General features: G+C 50.2%; 14 protein-coding genes. 5 read left to right on the top strand and 9 right to left on the bottom strand.

The genetic code is table 11. The features are described from left to right. Nucleotides 1-5 precede the first annotated feature (5 nt). Complete coding sequence (gene queG, locus L2725_RS19130; RefSeq protein ID WP_249250419.1) at nt 6-1,208, bottom strand: tRNA epoxyqueuosine(34) reductase QueG; 1,203 nt, start codon at nt 1,206-1,208, stop codon at nt 6-8. A 146-nt stretch (nt 1,209-1,354) separates the two neighbouring features. On the opposite strand from queG, the gene L2725_RS19125 reads away from it, so the two are divergent. Together L2725_RS19125 and L2725_RS19120 are read left to right on the top strand one after the other, a co-directional pair. Next, nucleotides 1,355-1,888: a phosphatase PAP2 family protein gene (locus L2725_RS19125; RefSeq protein ID WP_249250418.1), complete on the top strand. Its 534-nt coding sequence runs from the start codon at nt 1,355-1,357 to the stop codon at nt 1,886-1,888. A gap of 55 nt (nt 1,889-1,943) precedes the next feature. Beyond that, nucleotides 1,944-2,363: a DUF3069 domain-containing protein gene (locus L2725_RS19120; protein WP_249250417.1), complete on the top strand. Its 420-nt coding sequence runs from the start codon at nt 1,944-1,946 to the stop codon at nt 2,361-2,363. A 51-nt stretch (nt 2,364-2,414) separates the two neighbouring features. Here the strand turns inward: L2725_RS19120 and L2725_RS19115 are convergent, their stop codons facing one another. Continuing rightward, on the bottom strand, nt 2,415-4,109 hold the full coding sequence (locus tag L2725_RS19115) for an NAD-dependent malic enzyme (RefSeq protein WP_115137007.1): 1,695 nt from the start codon (nt 4,107-4,109) through the stop codon (nt 2,415-2,417). A gap of 143 nt (nt 4,110-4,252) precedes the next feature. Beyond that, nucleotides 4,253-4,714, bottom strand: a complete 462-nt coding sequence (locus L2725_RS19110; protein WP_248937393.1) for a YehS family protein — start codon at nt 4,712-4,714, stop codon at nt 4,253-4,255. A gap of 378 nt (nt 4,715-5,092) precedes the next feature. Between L2725_RS19110 and L2725_RS19105 the strand changes: the two genes are divergently transcribed. Then, nucleotides 5,093-7,684, top strand: coding sequence for a TonB-dependent receptor plug domain-containing protein (locus tag L2725_RS19105; protein WP_249250416.1), 2,592 nt, complete (start codon nt 5,093-5,095; stop codon nt 7,682-7,684). Nucleotides 7,685-7,761: 77 nt separating this feature from the next. Here L2725_RS19105 and L2725_RS19100 read toward each other — a convergent pair whose 3' ends face one another. From L2725_RS19100 to L2725_RS19080, 5 genes are all read right to left on the bottom strand, one after another. Next, nucleotides 7,762-8,391 (bottom strand): glutathione S-transferase family protein, encoded by a 630-nt coding sequence (locus L2725_RS19100; protein WP_249250415.1) that lies wholly within the window; start codon nt 8,389-8,391, stop codon nt 7,762-7,764. Nucleotides 8,392-8,481: 90 nt separating this feature from the next. Further along, on the bottom strand, nt 8,482-8,985 hold the full coding sequence (locus L2725_RS19095) for a DUF4447 family protein (RefSeq protein ID WP_249250412.1): 504 nt from the start codon (nt 8,983-8,985) through the stop codon (nt 8,482-8,484). A gap of 32 nt (nt 8,986-9,017) precedes the next feature. Beyond that, nucleotides 9,018-9,422, bottom strand: coding sequence for an SMI1/KNR4 family protein (locus L2725_RS19090; RefSeq protein WP_115137002.1), 405 nt, complete (start codon nt 9,420-9,422; stop codon nt 9,018-9,020). Between the two features lie 96 nt (nt 9,423-9,518). Continuing rightward, nucleotides 9,519-10,301 (bottom strand): RelA/SpoT domain-containing protein, encoded by a 783-nt coding sequence (locus L2725_RS19085; protein ID WP_249250411.1) that lies wholly within the window; start codon nt 10,299-10,301, stop codon nt 9,519-9,521. A 161-nt stretch (nt 10,302-10,462) separates the two neighbouring features. Further along, nucleotides 10,463-12,559 carry a M13 family metallopeptidase gene (locus L2725_RS19080; protein ID WP_249250409.1) on the bottom strand — a complete coding sequence of 699 codons (2,097 nt, stop codon included), beginning with the start codon at nt 12,557-12,559 and terminating at the stop codon, nt 10,463-10,465. Nucleotides 12,560-12,834: 275 nt separating this feature from the next. Here L2725_RS19080 and rsuA point away from each other — a divergent pair, with 275 nt between their 5' ends. Further along, the gene (rsuA, locus tag L2725_RS19075; protein WP_249250407.1) at nt 12,835-13,539 is read left to right on the top strand and encodes a 16S rRNA pseudouridine(516) synthase RsuA; all 705 of its coding nucleotides are present in this window, start codon (nt 12,835-12,837) and stop codon (nt 13,537-13,539) included. A 90-nt stretch (nt 13,540-13,629) separates the two neighbouring features. On the opposite strand, the gene L2725_RS23290 is transcribed toward rsuA, so the two are convergent. Beyond that, nucleotides 13,630-18,492 carry a S8 family serine peptidase gene (locus L2725_RS23290; protein WP_283164376.1) on the bottom strand — a complete coding sequence of 1,621 codons (4,863 nt, stop codon included), beginning with the start codon at nt 18,490-18,492 and terminating at the stop codon, nt 13,630-13,632. 287 nt (nt 18,493-18,779) lie between these two features. Here L2725_RS23290 and L2725_RS19060 point away from each other — a divergent pair, with 287 nt between their 5' ends. Further along, nucleotides 18,780-19,685 (top strand): LysR family transcriptional regulator, encoded by a 906-nt coding sequence (locus L2725_RS19060; protein ID WP_249250405.1) that lies wholly within the window; start codon nt 18,780-18,782, stop codon nt 19,683-19,685. Nucleotides 19,686-19,757: the final 72 nt, after the last annotated feature.

Below are 19,757 nucleotides of genomic sequence, written 5' to 3'. Positions count from 1 at the left end.
GCTTGTCAGGCGTCTCTGGGCAGGCCCTTCTCTATGCTCCGGATCAGTCGTTGCTGTTTGCGATTGTCTGTGACCAGCCTATCTTTGGTGGCCAGTTGACGCGCCAATGCCCATTGCAGATGTTCTTTTGCCACGTCACCGGGCAGCTCTGACTCCAACTGATGTTGAAGTGCTGACACTATGTCGTCTGAATAGGGAGCGTTACCCAGTGCCACTGCGATATTCCGTTGCCACCTTTGCCAGCCAATGCGGCGAATGGCGCTGCCCTCTGTATGTTTCAAAAACTCAGTCTCGCTCCACCTGAGCAGGGTCAATAACTCTGGCTGTTTTAACTGCTGGCGAATGTGGAAGTCGGCTTCCTCAGTCAGTGGCGCAGCGGCATTCACCGGGCAGGCTAATTGGCAATCATCACAGCCATAGATACGATTACCCAGCAAAGGCCGCAGCTCTTCCGGGATTGGGCCGTCCAGTTCAATAGTGAGATAAGAGACGCAGCGACGGCTGTCCACCACATAGGGCTCAACAATAGCGCCTGTTGGGCAGGTCTTGATACAGGCAATGCAAGTGCCACACGCTTCACTGACAGGAATGTCGACAGGCAGGGGCAGGTTGATAACCAGTTCACCCAGAAAGAACCAACTGCCCGCTTCCTGACTTAGCAGCAGTGAGTGTTTACCTGTCCAGCCCAGGCCTGCTTTATCGGCCAGAGGCCTTTCCAACAAAGGAGCCGAGTCGACAAATGGGCGGTTGTCTGATTGGCTGAATCCCTGTTCGCTGAGCCAGACATCTATTCTTTGCCCCAACTGCTTCATCCGGTTACGGATCAACTTGTGATAATCACGGCCGCCAGCATAACGGGAGATGTAGCCGAGGTTGGGATCTCTCAGATTGGTCGCAAAGCCTGCCGAGGGCGGCAGGTAGTCCATCCGCCCACATATCACTCTTTGGGTGCCAGGGTGTAGCTCATGAGCACGGGCACGCATCATGCCGTGGCTGGCCATGTAGCCCATCTCACCGTGATAGCCTGCATCCAACCAGGCCTGAAGCTTTGGCTCCTCCTCTGTCAGGTCTGTATCACTTATTCCTATTTGAGCGAAGCCCAGCTCTTTGCCCCATTGTTTGATCAGGTGGGCAAGCTGGTTAAGCGCAGCAGCATCCGGCAAATGAGCTGGAGTCTGGGAGGGATTGGAGGATTGAGGCTTGGACATGATTTCCCGGTGCAAAGGAGTGAAAACCCCACAATGATACCTGTTGGCTGAATTTGGCTCCACTGATGCCGGGTGATACCTATCGCCCCTGAGCTCATGAAATCAGGTATAATCGGACGTTTTTTACCATATTGGACAGAGACTTGATGAGACTATTGGTACTGATGACGGCCATGGCTGGCCTGCTTTTAACCCCGGTGGCGCGGGCAAACAGTGATCTGGAAACCTCCGGTGATGTTCTGCATCTGCTGCTACCGGCCACTGCGTTTGGTGCCACTTTGTTTCATGAAGAAGGGGATGAAGGCAGTTGGCAGCTTATCAAGGCTGCGGTCAGTTCCCGGGTGGTGGTGGAAGGCTTGAAGTGGGGAATAGACAAAGAACGTCCCGATGGCAGTGGTAATGATTCTTTCCCATCAGGCCACACCTCAGACAGCTTTATGGCTGCAACCTTTATCAATCAAAGATATGGTTGGGAGTGGGGTGTTCCCGCCTATGCTGTGGCCACTTATGTTGGTTATACCCGGGTGGAAAGTGACAAGCATGAGATTGAGGATGTACTGGCAGGTGCCGCCATCGGCGCGCTGGCAGGTTGGTACTTCACCACGCCCTATGAAGGCCTGACAGTGGTGCCAATTGCCGGTAATGGTCAATATGGGCTTTATGTCAGTGGTCGCTTCTAACCTCAGTGATTCTGCCGCTATAATGCACGCCGTTTAAAAATTGAGAGCGAATGAGATGAGTGATTATCAGGATATCGCCCGTGCAGTGGCGTTAAAAGTGGCATCCAAAGTGATGCCGATGGATCAGTTGCCTGAAAACCTGAAAGGGGCCTATGAAGATTTGGCCGCGCAACTGCTGGCAGATGAGCAGCAAGGCTTTGCCAACACCTGGAATGCTTTGCCTGCCAGCGCACAAAAGCTGATGCCGCAGGCTGAGTTTCATGGTTTCTTTATCGCCCAGAGCTGGCTGAAGCTGAGCATGGCTGGTCAACAACTGGCTGAACTGGCTGAGACTGACAATGCCATTGCCGAGAAAGAGTATCAGGGTATTTTTGCCCAGCTGATTGACGATGCGTTGAAAGAGAGCATCAAGAAGCTGAAGAAGGCCCGTACCGACCGCTCTATGCTGAACAGCTTCAAGCAGGTCATGGCATAAGCTGGTGATAAAAAAGCCCGGCAGTCGCCGGGCTTTTTGTATTGGCAGAGATTAGAACGAGGTTCGCTTGTATTGACGATACTCGGGAGTCCAGAAGTTCTTCTCGATAGCCAGCTTGAGCAGTTCGTCGGTCTTGGGCAGTGCCAGACCCTGTTCAATCGCCACTTTGCCCACGGCAAAAGCGATATGCTTGCTTACATCATGAATATCTTCCAGGCTCGGCAGCAAACCACCTTCACCATCTCTGGCCAGTGGAGAGCATTCGGCCAGCGCCCGGCTTGAGGCCATCAGCATTTCGTCGCTGACTCTGTCGGCTCGGGTAGCTAATACCCCTAGGCCTATGCCGGGGAAGATAAAGCTGTTGTTACACTGGGCAATTTCATAGGTGTTTTCACCATAGACCACAGGTTCGAACGGGCTGCCGGTGGCAACCAGAGCCTGACCTTCGGTCCAGTAGATAATATCCTTTGGCGTGGCTTCGACCCGGCTGGTAGGGTTGGACAGCGGGAACACTATCGGGCGCTCACAGTGCTTGTGCATAGCGCGGATAATCTCCTCACTGAACAGGCCTGGTGCACCGGAAACGCCAATCAGCACGGTTGGCTTGGCATTGTTGACCACATCCAACAGGGAGATATTGTCATTGACCGAGAAAGTCTCCCAGTCCTGGGTCTCGTCTGAGCTCTGAGCCAGCTTCTGCTGGAATGGCAGCAGATTTGGCATGTTGTCCTGCAGCAAGCCCCAGCGGTCCACCATAAAGATGCGGGCGCGGGCCTGCTTGTCACTCAGGCCTTCGGCCATCATCTGGGCGATAATCGCTTCGGCAATACCACAGCCTGCGCTGCCTGCACCCAGGAAGGTGACCGTTTGCTCACTCAGCTTGGTGTCTGCAGCCTGACAGGCCGCCAGCAAAGAACCCACAGTGACTGCAGCCGTACCCTGAATGTCATCGTTGAAGCAGCAGTATCTGTCTTTGTATCGCTCAAGCAGTGGCATGGCATTTTTCTGGGCGAAGTCCTCAAACTGGATAAGGGCATCGGGCCAGCGGCGGGAAACCGCATCCATAAAGGCTTCGACAAACTCGGCGTACTCTTCACCGCCAATGCGGGGATGACGCCAACCCATATACATAGGGTCTTCCAACAGGTGTGGGTTATCTGTACCAACATCCAGCGTAATTGGCAGTGTATATGCCGGACTGATACCACCACAGCTGGTATAGAGAGACAATTTACCGATAGGGATACCCATGCCACCGATGCCCTGATCGCCCAGACCCAGAATACGTTCGCCATCAGTCACTACAATCACCTTCACCTTGTGGCGGGTGGAGTTGTTGAGGATGTCATCGATTCTGTCTTTGTTGGGGTAGGAGATAAACAGCCCCCGGTTGCGACGATAGTCTTTGGAGAAACGCTCGCAGGCCTGACCGACTGTCGGGGTATAGATGATGGGCATCATCTCAGTAATATGGTTCTGAATAAGACGGTGAAACAGGGTTTCATTGGTATCCTGGATATTGCGCAGATAGATATGCTTTTCCAGATCACTGTTAAAGGCTTTGAACTGATCGTAAGCCCGGGAAGCCTGTTCTTCGATAGTCTCGATGACATGAGGAAGCAAACCTTCAAGGTTAAAGAAGATCCGTTCCTCTTCGGTAAAGGCGCTGCCTTTATTAATCAATGGGGCTTCAAGAATCGCAGGGCCGGCGAAAGGCAGATAAAGGGGGCGTTTGTTATCGTCCATGGGTAACCTTTGGCAGTATTGTGGTTTTTTCTATCATTGCTGTTAAAGATAACATGAAATCTGAGACTTGTCGGTCTGAGCAGTGATATTCCAGCCATAAAAAAACGCCGCCCATTGGCAGCGTTTTCAGATAAAAACAGGGGTTATTTACCGCGCAGTTTGACTGACAGACCTTTAATAAAGTTTCTCAGCAACTGGTCACCGCAAACTTTAAAGTTTTTATGTTCCGGCTTTTGGAACAGGGCTGAGATTTCTGACTTTGAAGTGCGGAAGTCTGCCAGAGACAGCAGCTCAACGATATCATCATCACGTAGTTCCAGAGCGATACGTAATTTACGCATGATCAGGTTGTTGTTCAGTCGGGTCGGCTTGGGCGTTTCCGCACCTTCGCGCTGACCACGCTTGAAAATAATCAGGCCATCAAGGAAACGGCACAAATCCTGATCTGAACAGGCCTGAAACCCTTTCTCATCATCTTTTCTCAGCATGTTGTGCAGGGTTTCCTGCGGCATTTCAAATTTTACCTTGGCAAACAGACGGATAACTTTACCGTCGCTGAGATCCAAGGCGTAGCGCAACCGGCGCAAAACATCATTATTGGTCATTGGGTTCCCACTGAGGAAAGCGTGGCCGACACAGATAGCGGCCCTTGTATAAACTTGCGGCATATTCTACCACAGCCACCCGCCCAGAGGCATAGCTCGTCAACGGCTCATTCGTTTTCGCTGTTTCTGGTTAAATCACCCAAGAGTATGTGTGGATGTTGCTGAAATATGTTGCTAGCTGTTTTGTTCTAATACTTTTAACGGATATTTATCTATATCAGGGATGAATTAATTGACTCCTGAAAAGGGGCTTTTAACTTGGGTTCGTTGCGGTTTTACGAGTGTAAAGGAGTACGCGACCGAATATAACAACCCGAGGAAAGCGCGGACGTCCCGAATATTAGTTCGCCACCTTTCCTAACCAATTTGGGGAAAGACATGGACCTTTCTAACAAGCTAAAGCACAGCTGTGCGCTGGCGGTGGCAATGGCCATCTCACCAGCTCTGGTTGCAGCCGAGAATGATGAGCAAGTTGAACGCATTGAAGTGACCGGCAGTCACATTAAACGAATTGATCTTGAAGGAGCTTCACCGATAACTGTGTTATCGGCTGAAGATATCGCCCGTTCCGGCGCTCAGGATATGTCTCAGCTGCTGCGTAAATTGCCAATCTCAGGCAATGGTACCTTCTCGACTCAGGGTAATAACTCTGATGATACTTCCAATGGTGGTGCGGCTATCTCGCTAAGGGGCCTGGGTGCCGACTCAACCCTGGTACTGCTTAACGGCCGCCGTATTTCAGTCAACTCATTCGCCAAGGATATCGACACAGCCTTTGTTGATATCAACTCAATTCCAATGTCGGCGGTTAAGCGCATCGACATTCTCAAAGATGGTGCGTCTGCACTTTATGGTTCCGACGCCATTGCCGGGGTAATTAACATTATCCTGAAGAAAGATTTTGAAGGTTTTGAAATTAATGCCAAGGTGGCCGATACCATTGAAGATGGTGACGGTCAGGTGTCTGCTTCCATGCTCTGGGGTACCCAGGGTGAGAAGAGTCATACCACAGTGATTCTGGATTACTTCAAGCAGAATGAAACCCTGTTTGCCGACCGTGATTATTCCCGCAGTGCAAATCAGACGGCCCGTGGCGGTTTTGATTTTCGTTCGTCCGCAGGTAATCCGGGGACTTATATCCCAGCTACCGTGGGAGCCGATGGCTCTATTCTGGCCAAGTCTGCCGACTTTGACTGGACGCCGGATGCCAACTGTCCGGCTGACCTCAAGAAAGGCAACTTCTGTCGTTATGACTATGCGCCGCATATGACCTCTATCCCTGAGTCGACCCGCGTCGGCCTGTCTGTTTTCCATGACTATGAGTTCAACGATGAACTCAAGATGTTTGCCGAGGTGATGGTTCAGCACAACAACAGCGTAGTCAAAGGTGCAGCCAGCCCATCCTTTTCTGAGTTCTATATGCTGGCCGACAACCCACTGTTTACCAGTGGTGCCCAGGTCAACCCTTTCCCCGGTGAAGACCTGACCATGCGTCGTCGTCTGACGGAAGCCGGTAATCGTTTGAAAGAAGCCGAGTCCAACAGTGCCCGTATGGTATTGGGTCTGAACGGTATGCTCAGCGACTGGGAGTGGGAGCTGGCTTACACCTATTCCTACAACCGTAACCATGAATATGGTCGCCAGGGGTTTGTGCAAACGCCAAGACTGCAGGCTGCCATTAATGCCGGTGAGTACAACCCATTCAGCCAGACTCAGCCTCAGTCAGTGATCGATGATATTACGGTGAATACCACACGTAATGGTAAGTCCACCACTCAGGCATTTGATGGCAAGATCTTCGGCGATATCTTCTCTCTGCCTGCGGGTGATGTAGCCATGGCGGTAGGTTTTGAGTATCGCGAAGAGGAGCTGAGTGATGACCCGGATGAGCTGTTCCTGCGGGGCGAGATCTTTGGTACTGAGGCGACTCAGGCCAGTGGTGACCGCGACCAGACCTCGATCTTTGTAGAGTTTGTGGTACCAGTGGCTGAGCAACTGGAAGCTCAACTGGCGGTGCGTCATGAGGACTACAGCGATTTTGGTACCACTACCAATCCTAAGATTGGCCTCAAGTATACGCCTCTGGATAACCTGACCCTGAGAGCCAGCTGGGGCGAAGCTTTCCGCGCGCCGTCTCTGGTGCAGCTGGGACTGGGGGCAACGCAGGAATCTCCTGGCCTGGTGGATAGCACTCGTTGTCCGCTGACGGGTCTGGAAGAGGATTGTACCGCTCAGGAACGTACTGTTATCTTTGCCGGTAACCCTGACCTGCAGCCGGAAGAGTCTACCTCTTACAACATTGGTGCTGTTTGGGAGATAGTGGATGACCTGACGTTGGGCGTCGACTACTGGAACTATGATCAGGAAGGACTGATCACCTCGGATACCCAGTATTTGCTGGATAACAACGGCAGCAACCCTGCAGTGGTTAAGCGTGAGCCTGCTGCTGGTGGTGTGCCGGGCCGTATCATTGAAATCTATGACAAGTTCTTCAACCTGGGCTCTCAGTCTACCGATGGTGTGGACTTTGACCTGGCTTACCGTATGGAAACCAATGGTGCCGGTGACTTTAACTTCAAGTACAACCTGACCTGGGTTAACTCATTCGAGCAGAAGCGAGTCGATGGCAGCGCCGAGCAGCTGGTGGGTGAATATCAACACCCTGAGTTCCGCTGGGTTGGTGGCGTTGACTGGAACTATGGTGACTGGCAAACCGCGGCTCGTCTGAACTATATCGGCGAGTACGAGGATGACAGAGACGCCGGCGCAACCGGAACCATAGACTCCATGCTGACCTTTGATATGAATGTCAGCTATGTGGGCTTTGAGCACTGGACCCTGACTGTTGGTGGAACCAACCTGTTTAACGAGGACCCACCATTCAGCGCGGCTGACTTTATGGGCTATGACCAGACTACACATTCCGCCCAAGGCGCCTTTGTGTATGGTCAGGCAAGCTATCGCTTCTGATGCTGAGTCTCAGCGTTTAAAAAGCGTATAGCACCGATAAAAAGCGACTCTGAATTCAGGGTCGCTTTTTATTTTGCTCAGGCTTTCCCTGCGCCTGCCAGCTCCTTATTGAGCGCTGCAGTAAAGCTGGCACGCTTGCTCATTCGCTCCATATAGGCACTGAGCTTTGGCGGGATCTTCTGCTCGAAACGGCTGGCCCACATCAGCGTCTGTGCCAGCATAATATCAGCGATACTGATCTCTTCACCCAGCAGAAACGCGGAGTCAGGCATCCAGCCTTCAGCGATGGCGGCGGCTTTATCAAATTCAAACACAGCAACGCCAAGGAACTCTCTGTGGCGGTAAGCTTCCGGCAACGCAAACTTATGTTTACCCATAGTCCACAAGGGTTGTTCCAGCTCGGTAACAATAAAGCTCATCCACTGGTGATGCAGGGCTGATTCGTCAGAACCCGGTGCTGGTAACAGGTCGCCATTACCGTATTTTTCTGCCAGGTGGTAGGCGATAGCGGCTGATTCCGTCATCACCAACCCATCATCTTTCAGTGCCGGGACTTTCCCCTCCGGACTGATGGCAAGAAATTCAGGGTTGCGATTATCCCCTTGGGCAAAATCAATAAATTGATAGTTCCAGTCGAGCTCCAGCTCTTCCAGAATCCAGGAGATACGCAGCGACCGGCTGCGGGGTATGCCGTAAAGGGTAATCATTACCAATTTCCTTAGCTTAATGGTACCATCCATTGAAGCATAAAAAACGGCCTCCTTGGAGACCGTCTTTGGCATAAGTAAGAGCTTAGCTTACTTCAGCTGAGTAGCCGCCCATTTGGCGCGGGCATCACGGCTTTCGCCCATGCTGTTGGTTTCACGGAAGGCTTTGTAGGATTCGACATTCAGCGCGACCAGGCTAACATCCACCTCAAGCACCAGCTTGCACTCTTTCTTGATACGCCAGGCGGCAGTGTTGTACAGCTCTGTCATTGGCAGGGCGGACAAAAACTCAGGGTTGTACTGCTGGTACAGTGCCTGGGTTGGATAAACCACAAACGCCAGATGACGCTTGGGCTCTTTTTTGAACAGCTCTTCAATACCATCACAGGTATTCAGTACCTGCATTTCAATGGTGTCGTCCAGGTCCAGCAGAGTCTTCTGCGCTAAACCTGGTACTTCTGCTTCACCGGCTTCCCAGGCGATCACGTCGGCTTCAGTCTGCTTGGTCAGCTCAGCTACCTGAGCCTGGCTCAGACCCAGAGACAGTCGCAGATACTGCATTTCAATGGCATTCAGGCCAATCGTTTTAGCCATGTCAGGCTCCTTATAAAATTGCTAATTCAGGCTCAGGCTTGTTCCAGCCAGACATCCTCAACCCATTGCCAGAAGGATTCCCAGCTGTCTTCCAACAGTTCGTCATCCTGCCACAGGAAGACTTCACCCTCCTGACTGATGCAGTAGAAATCATCACCGACCTGACAAACAGGGATTAGGTCTCTTGGCAGACCAATAGACCAAGCATGAGCAGCCACCTCTGGCAGGTAGGTGTGACTGCCAGAGTCCGCAGCGGTAACCGGCTCCAGTGTGCCGTAAACCACGTCGCTGGCATGCAACAGATACTCTTTCAGTTCTGCCGGCAGGGGGATCAGGATCTCTTCCTCTACTTCAACCAGTTGGTCAAAGTCAGGCAGATCCAAAGGCACAGGAACCTGTTCGCTCAGTTCCTGCAGTTTATCTATCACTTCATGCATGGCATTGGGGGAGAGGGTGGGTAATGGCGGGAGTATAGCGGCAGATGGGGCAAATCCAAAGCAAACCGGCACTCAATGAGTGCCGGTTCAGTCTCGTTAAGCCACCTTGAGTTGTTCGTCCTGACGTTTATAGTGCAACCAGGCTTTGTGGTACAGCTTATGGGAATCCTGTTGGAGACGGACAATCCGGGCCCTTTCGAGTTCGGTCAGAGCACGGCTTTGTTGACTGGCTCGATACTCGATACCCTGAACTTCCTGATACACCTGATGTTCTATACCGGACTTGATATCGGCAATCTTACGCAGGTGCAGTTGCACTTCTGCAATCATGCCTGTCTCGGGCAGCTCAATCAGCAGGTTAAGGTCACGATAACCTGAGCGCTTGGGCTCGGCGAACCGGTTTTTCAGCTGCACAACGCGGGCCTGTTGTTCCAGCTGGTGGAAGCTGGCCATCAGGTCTTCCAGACTGTCGGCGATAATTGAGCCACGGACAATATCTGTCAGACGGCTGGCATCACCCTCAAGCTTGCCAGCCACTTTCTGCTCCGCCCGTTCTCGGGACTTAATTTGGCCAACGATGGGCTGGGTGCGGCTGTTTTCTGCGGTCAGGTATAACAGCTGAGTCAGTTCAGCCTGAGCATGGGGCGCATCCAGATAGAGGGTATTGAGGTCGGAAGAGGACTGACAGGTATTATGAGCGCCACTGCGTCTCAATTGAGTCAGCCCAAGTCTGTCCCAGCCGGGAGCGGGTCTTTGGGTTTGATGATGGGCTGGCGCACTCAGAAGTGTGGTGAGTGTCAGGCCAACAGGGGCTGCGATGCCGGCTTTGGCACTCAGTACCACCATAAGCACCAGCAGGCTGCGAAACAGTTTGTTCATTCAACTCCAGCGAATTTTATGAAACTGGAGTCCAGTATGCACAGACAAGTCTGAACCAATACTGAATCAGGCTTTTACTGCCGTCATCAGTGTGATCTGATGAGCATAAAAAAGGCGCCTTTCGGCGCCTTGAACACACTATCAATACTGTCAGACAGGGATTACCAGATCTTCACTTGCTTCTCTGCCGGGATATACATCTCGTGGCCTTCTTTCACTTCGAAGGTTTGATAGAACTCAGGCATGTTGGACAGTGCACCAATGGCACGGAACTTGGCCGGAGAGTGAGGATCTGTGGCAACACGGTTGCGCATTGCTTCCTCTTTGAACTTGGCTCGCCAAATCTGAGTAAAGCCAATAAAGAAGCGCTCATCGCCGGTCAGGCCATCAATCACCGGGGCTTCTTTGCCGTTCAGCGACATCTTATATGCCTTGTAGGCGATAGTTGCACCTGACAGGTCACCGATGTTTTCACCCAAAGTGAGTTCACCGTTAACGGTAAGATCATCAAATACCTGATAGCCGTTATACTGGGCGACCAGTGCCTTACCCAGCTGCTGGAATTTTTCCAGATCGCTGTCAGTCCACCAGTTCTTCAGGTTGCCCTCACCGTCGTACTTGGATCCCTGATCATCGAAACCATGTCCCATTTCGTGGCCAATAACCGCACCGATACCGCCATAGTTCACTGCATCATCCGCTTCCATATTGAAGAAAGGAGGCTGAAGAATAGCGGCTGGGAACACGATTTCGTTCATGGTCGGGTTGTAGTAGGCGTTTACCGTCTGTGGAGTCATAAACCACTCCCACTTCTGGATAGGGCCACCCAGCTTGGCCAGTTGGCGATCATGCTCTACACGGGAGGCGCGGATTTTGTTGCCTACCAGTTCATCTGATTTAATCACCAGAGCGTCGTAGTCCTGCCACTGATCCGGATAACCGATTTTAGGATTGAACTTGGCCAGCTTCTCCTTAGCTTTCACCTTAGTTTCAGGGCTCATCCACTCCAGCTCATCAATGCTGGCACCATAGGCCTTGCGCAGATTCTCAACCAGTTCCTGCATGCGAGCTTTGGCTTCCGGGGCAAAGTGTTCTTTAACGTATACTTTGCCAACGACTTCACCCAGGGTGCTGTTAACTGAGGATACACCGCGCTTCCAGCGTGGCTCCTGCTCCTGTTGACCGTTCAGGGTCTTGGAGAAGAAGTTGAAGTTCTCCTGATCCAGCTCTTCACTCATCAAAGAGGCGTAGTTGGTCAGCAGTTGCCACTTCAGGTAGGTTTTCCATTCGTCCAGTGGTAGGGTATCTACTAGGCCAGTCAGCCCTTCAATAAAGCTTGGCTGGTTAATGATGATATCTGGCTGTTTGTCACCGCCCAGAACCTTAAGATAACCATCCCAGTTGAAGTTGGGAGCCAGGGTCTTCAGATCAGCCAGTTCATATTTGTTGTAGCGCTTGGTGGAGTCACGCACGGCAACTTTATCCCAGTGATGCTCTGCAATTGCAGTTTCCAGTGCCATCACGGTTTGCGCCGCTTGCTTGGCATTGTCGAAACCGGCCAGGTTGAACATCTTCTCGATATGTTCAACGTAGGCTTTACGGATGTTGACGAAGCGCTCTTCCTCGTTGAAGTAGTAATCCCTCTCTGGCAGGCTCAGGCCATACTGCCAGATATGGGTGGCATAGCGACTGGAGTTCTTGGCGTCTACACCTATGTAGAAGGCCATTGGGGTACCGCCACCGACAATCTGGCTGTGGGCAAAGTACTCGGCCAGTTGAGCCTTGTTTTCAATAGCGGCGATCTTCTTTAATTCGGCTTCCAATGGTTGTACACCCAGCTTATTGAGGGTTTCCACATCCATATATGAGCGGTACAGATCTGCCACCTTCTGCTCGTCGCTGCCTTCTGCCAGATCTTTTTGGGCTGCCACTTCTTCAATGATGGCTTTCACATCTTCTTTGGACTTTTCACGCAGATCGTAGAAGGCACCAATGGAGGTACGGTCACCCGGGATCTCGGCGGACTTGAGCCAGCCGCCGTTAACATAGGAGTAGAAGTCATCCTGAGGGCGCACGGTGCGGTCGAAGTTGTCGAAGTCTACGCCCGAGCTCAGGGTCGCGCTGACTGCCTCTGCAACAGGCGTTTGAGTCGCTTCAGGTTTGGTGTCGGTTTGCGTGGTTGCTGGCTTGTCATCACTGCAAGCCGAAAGTGTGGCGATGGCACACAGGCCCAATACGCCCAAGACTGATTTTTTCATGGTTATTCCCTGTTATCTTCCCCTGGCAAGTATTGTCATTGCCTTTTAATCCAGCTCACATGCTAAAGCATGTTGATTAAATGTAAATGTCTGCGGGCTTGTATCAGCCTGATAACTGTAACGAATCGTTAACTCACTGGTTTCTGTGGTTTACGGGACGAAGCAGGCCTGTGAGGCAGGGATAAATGCAGGCTAAAAAGGGGCAACTGTATTGGAGAAGGGGGGCGGACAGGAGATAATAGCTTCAGTGATTATGTTGATGAGAGAACACGCCCGTGCGTTTGGATAAATTTATCTGCGAAGCCACCTACCTGACCCGCAGTCAGGCCAAAAAAGCCATGCACAGAGGTGAAGTGTTTTGTGATGGTGTCATGGTGAAAGATCCCTCTTTTAAAGTGAAAGAGGACACCAGAGTGACGTTGGATGGTGAAGAGCTTAGTCTAATCGGCCTGAGATACCTGATGATGCATAAGCCTGAAGGGGTAATATGTTCCACTCAGGATGAAGAGTATCAGTGTGTTATCAGTCTGCTCGATATTGAGAAGCCTGAGCTATTGCGTATTGCTGGCCGCCTGGATGTGGATACCACAGGCCTGGTGCTGATGACGGATGATGGCCAATGGTCTCATCAAATCACCTCTCCCAAGAAAGCCTGTGGTAAGCGTTACCGGGTTGAAGTGGCAGATCCCCTGACCGAGGAGGTGGTTGCTCAGTTTGAACAGGGCATCATGCTTAACGGTGAGGATGAACCAACCCGTCCCGCCAAACTTGAGATCCTTTCTGCCAACGAAGCACTGCTGACGATTGTTGAAGGGAAATACCATCAGGTTAAGCGTATGTTTGGTGCGATAGGCAATAAGGTTGTTGGCCTGCACCGCGAGTCCGTGGGGCATATTGAACTGGATGCAGATATGGAGCCAGGCGAGTGGCGCTACCTGACTGAGGCGGAGATAGCATCAGTAAAGGGCAATAAAGCCTGAGTCTCTGAAACTTAAGCTCGCTGTGCTCTGAATTAAAAAGGCCTTCCGGGGGGAAGGCCTTTTGCTTATGAGTCAAAGCTCATGTGGGTATCAATGCAGTTTGCGACGACGCAGACTTGCCATCACACCCAGACCAATCAGAGACAGCCAGCCCAGGCTACCACCTGATTTTGGCTTTTTGTCAGTCTCAGGCTTTTTCGGGGCTTCAGGTTTCGGCTTTCCGTCAGAGGTAACCTCCAGAGTAAAGCTGGTACTGGCTGCGTCATTGGGATAGGTTTTATCGTACGCGGTAACAGTAACCTTTGTTTTTCCATACCAATGGGCATCGGGCTTTAATGTGACTTTGTTACCATCAATTTTGGCAGATACATTTTTACCCTCTGCTTTAATTGCATTGGCAGTGTTGGCACGGTCCCTTACAGTCACTTCAAAGCTTATCTCTTCATTTTCCTTAACCGTCATATCCTCCAATTGTCCAATAGTCAGGTTGGAAGGGATTTTGACCTTGGCGGAACTGACGATAGCCTTGCTGCCGGTGTAATCACTGGTTGCTTTGATCTCCATATCTTTACCTACCGCAGTAGCGCTGACACGTGCAGCAAATTTTACCTTGATTTCAGATTGCTCTGGTCCCTGGTAGTTGGCACATACCACCAAACCTTCTTTGATTTTTTTATCAAGATTGTCATAAGCAAAGCTTTTACCAAGTCGCCCGTAGGCCGGTCCGAAACTACCCATTGGGCCATAATAACCATGGGTTCCTATAGCACCAATGTTCATTTTCTTACCGGTCAACTTATCATAAGCAAAGATAAATTCGTGCTGACCCGGTGTAAATTCAACCTTGCTTGATGCAATAACCTCGAAACTGTAGCGAGCGTTAGGATCGGGATTTTCGTTTATAAAAGGAACAGTTTCCTGATGCATATTGTCCCACTCTACGACCAGATAACGTCCATTCTGAGTCGCCGCTACTGAAACGCCTACATCTTCCTCGAGCTCTCTATCGTAACCATATTTGATAGCACCATCGCCTCGCCATAAAGGTGCAATAATCGTGTCTGGCGCATAGTTTTTCTCCAGGGGAAAATGTATTGGCAGCACGAACGGAAAACTATCCAATTGGATAAAACCACCGGGGGATATGGTGAGCGTGTCCTTTTCCATTAATTGCGGTTCGTTATTGTAGAGCGGTATATGGCTAATTCCCAAGGTGCTCAGCTTATAGGTTTTAGTGTTGGTTATTGCGCCGGTGATTTGAGGAATTGCATTAATTCCAGCTTGAAGTAAGTCGAGATAATAGGGGTTATTGCCAATCGGCACTCGACAGCTGGGGTCATCATCACTGGTCGTGAATAGGTAGTCACGTTTAACAGTATTACTGGCGTCCTGAACAACAGATAAAGAGAGGCTGGCATCTTGTATGCTTAGCTTATCCTTCAGATCGCGACCCGCCGAGATGGCTGCAGTTTTGTCTTTAACCAGTTGTAGCTCTTTAGGCCATTGCACTTGCAAATCGACTTTGCGTTCCAGTGACAACAGGTTTGGTTGCATGGTGACGGTGAATTCCACAATATCACCTTCGGCAGCTTGTTCTTTGGAGGGCGTCACAGTGATATCATCGCCGCCATGAACCAGATTAACGCCCATTTTGCCAATATTGTTTAGATTGTCAGGACTATTGCCAATTTCCAGAAAAGCGTAATACCTATCGCCCTTTTTCGCGTCTGACAAAGCCCATTTTAGCTCCAGTTGGTATGGGTCCAATCCATTACTGCTCTGTGGACCTGAAACACTTAGGTTGTCGTTATCGCTGTTGCTAATGATGGCTAATGAAGTACTTATAGTGTCGGACGTGTTCTCATCTCCTTCTATTACTCTTTTGAAGTTTCCGACTAATGCCCAGTATCGTCCCGGCTCAGGGTCGTTGATGGCGCAGTAGTCCATTGCATCTGTGAAGGAGTAGCAAATCGCTTCGTCATGCCAGTTGACCAATCCATCTTTGTTGAGATCAATTCCTATATCAATGCTACTTTTTGCTGTATTGCTTTGGCTTGTCTCCTCCCAGACAATCCTTCGGGTACCTTCCGGTACATCGAAGAATTGAATGTTTATTCCAGGGTTGTCGACGAAGGTTTCAGGTTTCTTGAAATCAAAATCCGTACCGGACAGGGAAGTAAGTTTGTGCGTTTGTTGTTTTCCAATCGCCAGTCCGCTTACCCGGGTGTTTAGTTTTTTGATTTCTTTTGTTTTTAGCTCTGGTGTGAGTAGGGTTCCATCGTTACGATGAATTTTACCCGTGATGATAGGAGGCAGAGGGTTGCTTCCAACTTTAGCTATTACTGGCAGATACTGAGCTGGTAAGCTGTTGCTGGTCGGTTCAATGTGGACTTCGCCCATAGTTTCATAGCGTGGTGAGCCAACGGTATCGACATCCAGCAGTTTAGCCTTAACTTTTAAAAGCTGATGTTGTCCTTTTCTCAGTGTAAAGCTTTTGGGATAAACCTCCAGTTCAAGAAATGGTGCCCCCTCAACAGTGATAGTTTTGGTCGACACATTCCAGCTGCCCTCGGAGGTAGCGGTGAAAGTACGTAGCCAGGTACATTCAAGTTGGCAGTTTGCATTTACCAGATAGGGAAGGTTTAATGCAGTAATATCACCGCCCTGATCTGGGTTGGCAGCCTTGTAGTTATCGCTTTTTTCATCAAGTACCAGGCCGGCCCTGACTGCTCGTCCAACATTAATAACGCCACTGCCCATTTCGTGGAAATTGGCGATGCGTGTTTCGTCGTTGACTTCCCGCTTGCCTGGTTTGGCCGTCATCATCAACGCCGATTGAATCATTGCCGGTGTCCACTCCGGGTGGGCTTGTGTCAATAACGCCATTGCCCCGGCAATATGAGGGCTGGCCATTGAAGTGCCGCTGATGCTGGCAAAGTCAGCTGTGTTAGGCTGCTTGGTGAACGGCATATCATCTGCCCAGGGGGCAAATATATCGACACCGGGAGCCGCAAGGTTGGGCACCATCACATCGGGTGTAGTCCTGCTGGGACCTCGCGAAGAGAAACTGCCGAGTAGGTCAGGATTACGATCCTGGGTTTCCAATATTGAGGGGGATATGGTGGCCTGAAGGTCCGGGTTTATCAAAACATTCGTGCCTAATAAGGAGCCTGAGTCAAAATCAATATGTAACCCAGGGATGGGGAAAGGGTTGAGGAACAGTTGGTTACTGCCCTGGCCATCGTCGTCAGCGGTGGCATTGTAAAGGATGATAGCCCCTGCACCACCGGCGGCAACATTAGTGCCTTTAGTTACCCGTGCAATTTCTCCCCGTTTGCAGATGACAATTTGATTGGCCTCAAATGTACCCGGAGAGAAGGGTTCAAGGCATTGTTCATCACCATAAGCTGCGGCATTTACTAAAGTGCCAGTGAAGCTTCCAGAGATGCCTTGTCCTTCTATTTCTCCCAGTCCTATGTCGGTACTAAGTGTCAAAGCGCCCTTTTTTGTGAGTTTAATTTGCTTACCATGAGTGGTGGCGCCAACGGATGTTAACCATGGTGATACATGGTCAATAAGAGATGTGCGATGGCCAAAGTTGCCTGCCGCTGCCGCTACCGATATACCTGACTCGCGGGCAGACAGGAATGCCAACTCAATGGCATCGTACCAAGGCTGTTTTTCAATGCTACCAATGGAAAAGTTAATGACGTCCACGCCGTCTTCGATCGCATCTTCAATGGTGGCAATAAGCACATCCGTCGGACATCCTACATAGGTTTGGTCATAAGAACCATCTCCCGGAAAACATGCCTGATAGGAGATGATGTTTGCTCTTGGAGCGACGCCGGAGATTTCATTAAAGTGCAGGTTTGTATCAAATCCATCACCGGTCTCCTTTGCGTTGGGGATTTTGTAGGGGACATTGCTAAGTAGGTTACCCGCTGCAGTTCCGGCTACATGGGAACCGTGTCCATTGTAGTCTTCACCATTTGGTGGACGTTTATAATCTACTTGCGATTCAGGTACATCTGGTTGAAATTCTGGATTTTTGTAAGAGTCTGTGATGGTTTCATAGGAGCGGATACCAATCAATTTGCTGTTACATAAATCCGGTGACTCGACGCAATCTCCCAGATATTTTCCCTCTCCCAGCGGATTTTTATGTCGGTACCCATCACCAGATACGGCGGCAAATGATGGGTGGTCTGAATTGATCCCGGTATCGATAATTCCTACCAAAACCCCTTCTCCACGAGCGGAGACATTTGCAGGGACGCCGTTCCCTTGCCAAAGATCATCGGCACCTATGTGCTTTGGGCCTTCAAAGGTAAACAGTTGGTGGTTTCTGGAGCGGGTGACTGCAGTTACGCCAGGCATTCTCGCCACCTTGGCGGCTTGCTCCTGAGTCAACTCCATGGTGACGCCATTTAGAGCAACGTTATAACGCCGTTGAATCTCTGCCTGTGGAGCCAGAGTTTGAATATTGGTTACTACTGTGTCCTGGCGCTCAGTAAGGTAATTCTGATAGGAAATAACCGCCGGTTGGTTAAAATCCACTTTCCCGAATCGCTCACCACTCCCCATTGTTGGCGCTATTGCCCTTGCTGAAGTCGCAGCAAACCCATTTACTCCCCCCTGATAGAGCGCAGTAGGTGCATCTTCCATTTGAATAATATAGGTCTGTGGGCCTTCAAGATTGTCCTCCCATACGAACGGGGTGGCTCTGGAATGATTCCCTTGAGGTGCTCTGTGGACGTTCACTCCAAAATGCCCTGGTTTGTTTGGCAGGTCTTGCATTGGATGAAACATTGATTGAGAGGTTTTAGAATTGGTTTCGACTAATTCCGCCTGCCTTAATTGATGTTTATCCTGAAAGGTATTGGCAGCGGCACCAACCCCGGCAGAACTCATAATGGCAAGTGCCACTGTGATGTTTTGTCTTGTCTTCATTTTCTAATATCCAACTATTTGCTCTGTTGTTGTTTTGAACCGCATTGGCGCGATTTTTAGCGGTTAAATTCTGTGTAGGAGTCCTTGTGTGAATCAAATGTGTTTTAGGGCGTTATTGATTACTTTTGGTATTTACGCTGGATTTTCATTGGCATGCTGGTTAAACCTGCTTTCTATTTAGTTTTCCGCAGGTGATTTGATACAAACTGTCACCATGTTTTGGTGTTGTTTGGTTGCTCCGTTGTGTTAATAAAATGTTGCATCGTGTTAGCGTGGAGGCGCTGTGGATGGAGTTAAGGCAAATTAAGCATCTGATTACATTGGCAAAACTTCAGCATTTTAATCGGGCGGCGACAGAGTTGAATCTTGCACAACCTTCTTTGTCGAGGAGCATTCAAAGGTTGGAGGGGGTATTGGGGGTAAAGCTACTGGAGAGAAACTCCAGAAATGTAAAACTGACCCCCTATGGCGAGGTTGTCATAAATCATGGGCAGAGGATTCTCAAGAGTGTTGGGCAGCTGAAGGATGAGCTGAATACAATGAAGAGAAGTGGCGCAGGGGAGGTTGTGATAGGGGCGAGCCCTATTCTGGCGAGCCGTATTTTAGGCTCCGTGATTGGTGATTTTATCAGACAGCACCCCTGGTATAGGGTTGATTTGATAGTTGGTGATTGGAAGAGTCTTTATGAGCAGTTGTTAACTGGGGCGATATCTGTTTTTTTTGCCGAATCAAGCGGGACGGGGTTGGCGAAATCCAACGATATAGAGCTTATTCCGCTCACCAATTTCAAAACAGTGTTTTGCTGCAGGCCGCATCATCCAATATTTGGCAAGCCATCGGCCGTCCGCCTGGATGATTTAAAAGACTATCCCCTTGCAGTACCGTTGGGGTTACCCGGTGAATTGGCAACAGCATTTGGTGGGGTATTGACGAATGGTCGTCATGATAAAGCTGGGCTTATCAGGTTTGAACAGTTTAATCCGATAAAGGTATCGCTTCAGAAATGTGACATGGTTGCACTGGTTCCTGAGGCGTTAATTTCCAGAGAACTTGAAGAGGGAGATTTGGTTTCCTTTGTGCCAGATGATATGCCTAGTGTGAGTATCGGCTTGTGTGCCGTGGTACTGAAAAGTGAATCCCGCTCTCCCGGTGTTTATGAGTTTCTTAAATGCTTGAAAGAATTTGAGTATTAAGTACGAGGCTATTTCCTGTGTTTCTTTACGTGAGAGTGTGATTAATGGAGACTGATACAGAGAAAAGGCCTT

Origin of the sequence: Shewanella corallii, assembly GCF_023349125.1 — a bacterium.
GTDB lineage: Bacteria > Pseudomonadota > Gammaproteobacteria > Enterobacterales > Shewanellaceae > Shewanella > Shewanella corallii.
This window is presented reverse-complemented; position numbering and strand designations above follow the sequence as displayed.

Excerpts from the sequence above, each read along its gene's own strand:
- queG (WP_249250419.1), bottom strand. The coding sequence starts at position 1,208 with ATGTCCAAGCCTCAATCCTCCAATCCCTCCCAGACTCCAGCTCATTTG.
- L2725_RS19125 (WP_249250418.1), top strand. The coding sequence starts at position 1,355 with ATGAGACTATTGGTACTGATGACGGCCATGGCTGGCCTGCTTTTAACC.
- L2725_RS19120 (WP_249250417.1), top strand. The coding sequence starts at position 1,944 with ATGAGTGATTATCAGGATATCGCCCGTGCAGTGGCGTTAAAAGTGGCA.
- L2725_RS19115 (WP_115137007.1), bottom strand. The coding sequence starts at position 4,109 with ATGGACGATAACAAACGCCCCCTTTATCTGCCTTTCGCCGGCCCTGCG.
- L2725_RS19110 (WP_248937393.1), bottom strand. The coding sequence starts at position 4,714 with ATGACCAATAATGATGTTTTGCGCCGGTTGCGCTACGCCTTGGATCTC.
- L2725_RS19105 (WP_249250416.1), top strand. The coding sequence starts at position 5,093 with ATGGACCTTTCTAACAAGCTAAAGCACAGCTGTGCGCTGGCGGTGGCA.
- L2725_RS19100 (WP_249250415.1), bottom strand. The coding sequence starts at position 8,391 with ATGATTACCCTTTACGGCATACCCCGCAGCCGGTCGCTGCGTATCTCC.
- L2725_RS19095 (WP_249250412.1), bottom strand. The coding sequence starts at position 8,985 with ATGGCTAAAACGATTGGCCTGAATGCCATTGAAATGCAGTATCTGCGA.
- L2725_RS19090 (WP_115137002.1), bottom strand. The coding sequence starts at position 9,422 with ATGCATGAAGTGATAGATAAACTGCAGGAACTGAGCGAACAGGTTCCT.
- L2725_RS19085 (WP_249250411.1), bottom strand. The coding sequence starts at position 10,301 with ATGAACAAACTGTTTCGCAGCCTGCTGGTGCTTATGGTGGTACTGAGT.
- L2725_RS19080 (WP_249250409.1), bottom strand. The coding sequence starts at position 12,559 with ATGAAAAAATCAGTCTTGGGCGTATTGGGCCTGTGTGCCATCGCCACA.
- L2725_RS23290 (WP_283164376.1), bottom strand. The coding sequence starts at position 18,492 with ATGAAGACAAGACAAAACATCACAGTGGCACTTGCCATTATGAGTTCT.
- L2725_RS19060 (WP_249250405.1), top strand. The coding sequence starts at position 18,780 with ATGGAGTTAAGGCAAATTAAGCATCTGATTACATTGGCAAAACTTCAG.